The sequence below is a fragment of the Shewanella aquimarina genome, assembly GCF_023349185.1.
In the GTDB taxonomy this organism is placed as follows: Bacteria; Pseudomonadota; Gammaproteobacteria; order Enterobacterales; family Shewanellaceae; genus Shewanella; species Shewanella aquimarina.
The window spans coordinates 1-5,136 of sequence record NZ_JAKIKY010000024.1 but is presented as its reverse complement, the minus strand read 5'-3'; the positions used below and the strand labels follow the sequence as shown (position 1 = coordinate 5,136).

At 40.6% G+C, this 5,136-nt stretch carries 5 protein-coding genes; 3 read left to right on the top strand and 2 right to left on the bottom strand.

Annotated features, from left to right (window positions below; genetic code table 11):
- Positions 1 to 206: 206 nt before the first annotated feature.
- From L2731_RS19380 to L2731_RS19370, 3 genes are read left to right on the top strand one after another with little or no spacing between them, the layout of a single operon-like run.
- Positions 207 to 1,184, top strand: coding sequence for a lysylphosphatidylglycerol synthase transmembrane domain-containing protein (locus L2731_RS19380; protein WP_249254879.1), 978 nt, complete (start codon positions 207 to 209; stop codon positions 1,182 to 1,184).
- On the top strand, positions 1,181 to 1,981 hold the full coding sequence (locus tag L2731_RS19375; protein ID WP_249254878.1) for a class I SAM-dependent methyltransferase: 801 nt from the start codon (positions 1,181 to 1,183) through the stop codon (positions 1,979 to 1,981). Before L2731_RS19380 ends, L2731_RS19375 begins: the two co-directional genes overlap by 4 nt.
- Entirely contained in the window at positions 1,971 to 3,110 is a 1,140-nt protein-coding gene (locus tag L2731_RS19370) for a glycosyltransferase (RefSeq protein WP_249254877.1), read from the top strand. The genes L2731_RS19375 and L2731_RS19370 overlap by 11 nt, the downstream gene beginning before the upstream one ends.
- 8 nt (positions 3,111 to 3,118) lie before the next feature.
- On the opposite strand, the gene L2731_RS19365 is transcribed toward L2731_RS19370, so the two are convergent.
- Both L2731_RS19365 and L2731_RS19360 read right to left on the bottom strand, forming a co-directional pair.
- The gene (locus tag L2731_RS19365; RefSeq protein ID WP_249254876.1) at positions 3,119 to 4,129 is read right to left on the bottom strand and encodes a glycosyltransferase family 2 protein; all 1,011 of its coding nucleotides are present in this window, start codon (positions 4,127 to 4,129) and stop codon (positions 3,119 to 3,121) included.
- Between the two features lie 32 nt (positions 4,130 to 4,161).
- Complete coding sequence (locus L2731_RS19360) at positions 4,162 to 4,980, bottom strand: hypothetical protein (RefSeq protein ID WP_249254875.1); 819 nt, start codon at positions 4,978 to 4,980, stop codon at positions 4,162 to 4,164.
- Positions 4,981 to 5,136: the final 156 nt, after the last annotated feature.

Here is a 5,136-nt window from a genome sequence, read left to right as displayed (position 1 = left end):
ACAGTCAGCTGAGACCACATCAATATAACGGTGGGCTAACACCTAATGAGTCAGAGCGAAGATACTGGCTTGAATACAAAACCGTGGCCAATTTTAGTTGACCACTACATATCCATTCCCCCATCACACGAAATCACTCTAAATCTCTCACTCTGTTCTAGACTAGTAAGAAGCAGTGTAACACCTTGTACAGTAGGACTTTTACAATGTCAGTAGCCAGAGGCGAAATGAATATCAACTACTCTAATAAGCATTTACAAATAGGTGTAGCCTACGGAATCCCTATACTGTTCTTTGCCTGGGCTTTTCATTATATCGCTACTCACCCTCACGATTTCGTTAAGCTTTTCTCACTATCTCTTTCGCTCGTATTGCTATTAATATTCATACAACTAATCTCAATATGGGTATCAGGTCTTTTTACTTTATTAATGGTAAAACCTTACGGCATTGAATTAACATTCCATGATTACTTTGGAATCACTGTAGTATCACGAAGCTTAAATATTATTCTACCGATGAAAGGAGGTGCGGCGGTAAGGGGATTATATCTAAAACAGCAACATAACTTGTCGCTAACGGACTTCTCCGCAATATTTGCATGGCAGTCATTGCTCACTCTATTTATCGCATCCTTATTAGGCCTTTCAGGGCTAACTTGGTTGTTTTTACAAACGAATGAGATAGATCGACTTGGGTTGATTATTTTCAGTAGTGCAGCACTAATATTTGGCGTTCTTATATGTTGGTCACCAACAATAAATAACACTCACAATGAAAAAATAAAAAAACTAAAAAACGTACTCGACAGCTGGAAAAAACTGCGTACAAATAGAACTGTCATTATTAAAATAGGCCTACTTTCCTTTATTAATACTGCGCTATCGACGGCTTCCATCGCACTTATTTTCTACGCTTTAGACAATCCACAAGCACTAGGCGCCGCACTTTACTTAGGAGGAAATCAAGATGTTATGTATCACGCTAGCATAACCCCTGGCGCTTTGGGGGTAGTGGAAGCAAGTACTGTTTTTCTGAGTAAAAACATATCAATTAATGTCAGCGATGCCCTATTGGTCGCTCTAATAAATCGCACGTTAATATTTTCAGTGTCAGGATTACTGACTCCGTTCTACATTCATCGAATCTTAAAGAAACAGAGTTCAATACGGACAAAAATATGACTAAATCTGTTCAGAATGACAAAGATTATGGGGGCTATATAAGTGATAGTTGGGTCCCAGCTCCGCGCTTTGCAATGCGCCGCCAAAGAGTACTCAATTTGTTAACCTCTTATCCTAAAGGAAAGCTGCTTGAGATTGGTCCTGGAGCTGGTTCGTTAATGAGGGACTTAGCTTTAGAAGAATTCAGTTGTATAGGTTACGAAACGGCAACTGAGGCTCGCAAAATTTTCCAATTGATGACTGAAGGAATGGGAAATGTACAATTAACTGGGAGGCCATCTGAAAGCTGGAATGCCCATTTTGATTATATTTTATCGTGCGAAGTTTTAGAACATATTGAAGATGACAAAGCGGCTCTAAAAAGCTGGGTCTCTTACTTAAAAGTTGGTGGGCTCGCAATAATTACGGTCCCATCTCACTCTAGAAAATTCGGTCCTTCAGACGAATGGGCTGGCCATTGTCGGAGATATGATAAAGACGTACTTATATCCCTAATAGAAAGGTCTGGATTAAGCATCATTCACTTTGAAACATATGGGTTCCCACTGGCCAACATTAGCTCGTTTGTGCTAAAAACATTAATTAAAAGATCTAGCTTAAAACAGAAATCAAATGACAAAAGAACAGCTACAGCTCGAAGTGGAGTTGAGCGCACTGCAGAAGGTAAATTATATCGTTTTCAGACAAATCTGCTGGGTAGATCACTTATGCGCATTGCGTTTAAAACTCAGTATTTGTTCAGAAACACCGAATTAGGTGATGGTTTCATAGTTGTAGCAAAGAAAAATGCAAACTGAGAATAAAATCATATTTTGGGGGACCTATGATATAGGAAAACCTCGCGTTCGATTGCTAGTACAAGCAGCACAAGCGCTTGGCTATCAAACCGTACAAGTTCATAGTCATGTATGGCGGGGAGTTGAGGATAAAAGTCAGATTACTAGCTGGAATAAGAAGCTGAAAGTTTTATGGCACCTGTTACTAGCATACCCCATATTAATTGTAAAATATTGGCGAACCCCAAAACACAAGCACATCGTTGTCCCTTATTTGGGCCTTTTGGATGTCATTGTACTTTGGCCTTGGTCCAAATTACGAAATGCAAAAATTCACTGGGATGTTTTTTTATCTCTCTACGATACAGTCGTTAATGATAGAAAAATTATCTCTAAACACCATCCATTAGCCAAGCTACTCTACAGAATAGAGCTATTAGCGAGTAAACTTGCCACATCTTGCTTCCTTGATACACCTGCTCATGCAGAGTATTTCGGATCGATATACAAACTCACACACAAAAAAATCAGTTGGGTTCCTGTTGGGGTCGAAGCTGATAACTTTCATCGTAATTCAGCCCTTCCTAAAATTGACTTAAATAACATAAAAGTGCTTTTCTATGGACAATTTATACCGCTACACGGCCTGGACACCATAGTCAATGCTGCAAAACTCGATTTAGACAATGATAAGCGTATAAATTGGTTAATCGTAGGAAAAGGGCAATTATCTAAACAGATTGATGATCGGATAGCTCAAGAAAATATCTCGTCCATTCGTCGGTTAGAATGGGTTGATTACAAAAAACTTAACAACTTACTACAGAGCTGCGATATTTGCCTCGGTATATTTGGCACATCAAATAAAGCTAAGAGTGTGATTCCAAATAAGATTTATCAAATCATGGCAGCAGGCAAGCCATTTGTAAGTGCTAGAACAGCAGGTCTAAAACCTTTATGTCTAGAAAAGAATATCGCTGTACGTTTAGTAAGAGAAGGAAGCCATAAAGAACTACTAGATGGTATTTACAATTTGGCGGAGAGTATCGCGGAATGTCCAGATGAAATGCTTGAAGCAACACGTGCTATGCCTATTGTAAACGCAGAAGCTGTTGCGTCGCACTTAGATAAGCTTTTTACTGCCCCATGACCTAACCCTTATGCACTTTTTCTAGCGTTCTTGCTTCGCTGCTCCAATTCATGGGCAGCTATGAGATGTTCTTTCTGATCTAACTTTTCTTCCAATACTTCAATTCTATGCAGTACCTTCTCCGTCAACTTTCGATTGAAACCAATCAAGTCAGCGACCAACCCCATTAAAATAGTAATAAAGCCTAAAATCAACAAGGTAGAGCCGAGCACTAAAGACTGCACGTGGCCATCGCCAGCCCCATGAAGAAAGAAGTATAAGAAACGCACAATCGGAAGCACACCACAAGCCATGGCAACAAGCCCAATAAACAAGAACACCTGTAAAGGACGATACATAGTGTAGATCCGAGCTAGGGTCGAAACCGACATTTTTAAAAATTGCGGGATACTCCTAAATAGGCGTGACTCGCGCGTTTTTTCATTGGTTCTAATCGGCACAGAAAGCACGTTTAAACGCTTCGCACTGGCTTGGATCAGCATCTCAATGGTGTAACTGAAGTCAGACACAATATTGATTTGTTGAGCAGCACTGCGGCTGATAGCACGAAAACCACTCACAGCGTCACTCACTGGAAGCCCAGTCGCTCTGGCAATCACAAAACTGCCAAACACTTGTAAACAGCGCTTATAAAAAGAGAAGTGTTTATTGCTGTAACCACCACGATCTCCTACCACAATCTCGGCTCGCTGCTCTAAAATTGGCTTTACTAAGAGAGCAATATCTTCCCCCTTGTATTGGTTATCACCATCAGTATTCACGATAATGTCCGCGTGTTGACGTAAACACTCCTCCAACCCTTGACGAAAAGAGTAAGCCAGTCCTTTATTGCTACAATTAGTAAGAATATGATCCACGCCTAAAGTTCGAGCCAGCTCTGCCGTTCCATCCGTCGAGCCATCATCTATGATTAGGATTTCCACCTTATCTATGCCTTCAATGTCTCTTGGAATCGCCTGTATGACCGCCGCAATATTATCCGCTTCGTTGTAGCAAGGTATCTGGACTATTAACTTCATCAATTCATCCCCTTCTTATACTTCAACCAAGTTCAAAATCCGGTAAACAACGCTTGTGATTGCATCAATGCTTCTGGTCGATACAAATGGTTGCCCCAGCGTATAACTACCTCTCCAACATCTGTAGCGCTCATTAGATATGAGCCTTTTGATAGAAACCGAACCTGGCCACTTTTCCAAGTATGTCCGTCTATCCCGACATCGAAACTTCCCTCTAATGTGTACTCACCTTCAATGCTAATTTGCATCGCTTGCTCTTTATCCCCTTTAGCAAACTTTAGCACTTTTCCAGCAACAAACAGCTTTGCCCAATGGTGGATGTAGTTAGATTTAAGAGCCTTGGTATCTTGATCCAATAACCAGTCACTAGAATTCACTCCATTTAATGCATTGAGATAATGGCTATTGGCGATGACGAATACCGGGGTATTTTCTTCTACTACAGACTGAATCACAGGAACACCTCTGGTGTAGTAATCTTCATAGCCCCATGTACTCATAAAAAAGCCTTGCTTCGAATATCTAGAAACCATTGAGCAGCAATCTATGTAAGCTACTGGCTCAGGGAATACCTTGTGAACCTCATCGATGAATTGGCGTTGATAGTTAAGTGACCTTTTCGTCGGTAAAACAAGACCATTTGCCACAATAGAAACCGTGAAGAGAATTGCTAAAATGAAGAAGGTGAAACGGCACATCCTATGATTCAAATAACCTCGTGCTCCATCCCATGTAACGGCGGATAACACACTGACAGAGGCCAACATAAAGGTGTAGTAGTAAGGAAAGGCATTCCGGTAAAACAACAGCGTTACAAGCGGCAGACTTATACCAAACAACTTTAACGACATTTCACGACTAAATTGCGTTTGTTTGAAGTAAGAGAACACAACAAATGTAGTGGCATAGTGAATTTGGCCACCTGAATAGACGAAGTGATAGACTCACTTCTGGAAAAAAGGTGGTAGAAATGAAGAACACAAGACCGACATTCAGTGCAGAGTTCA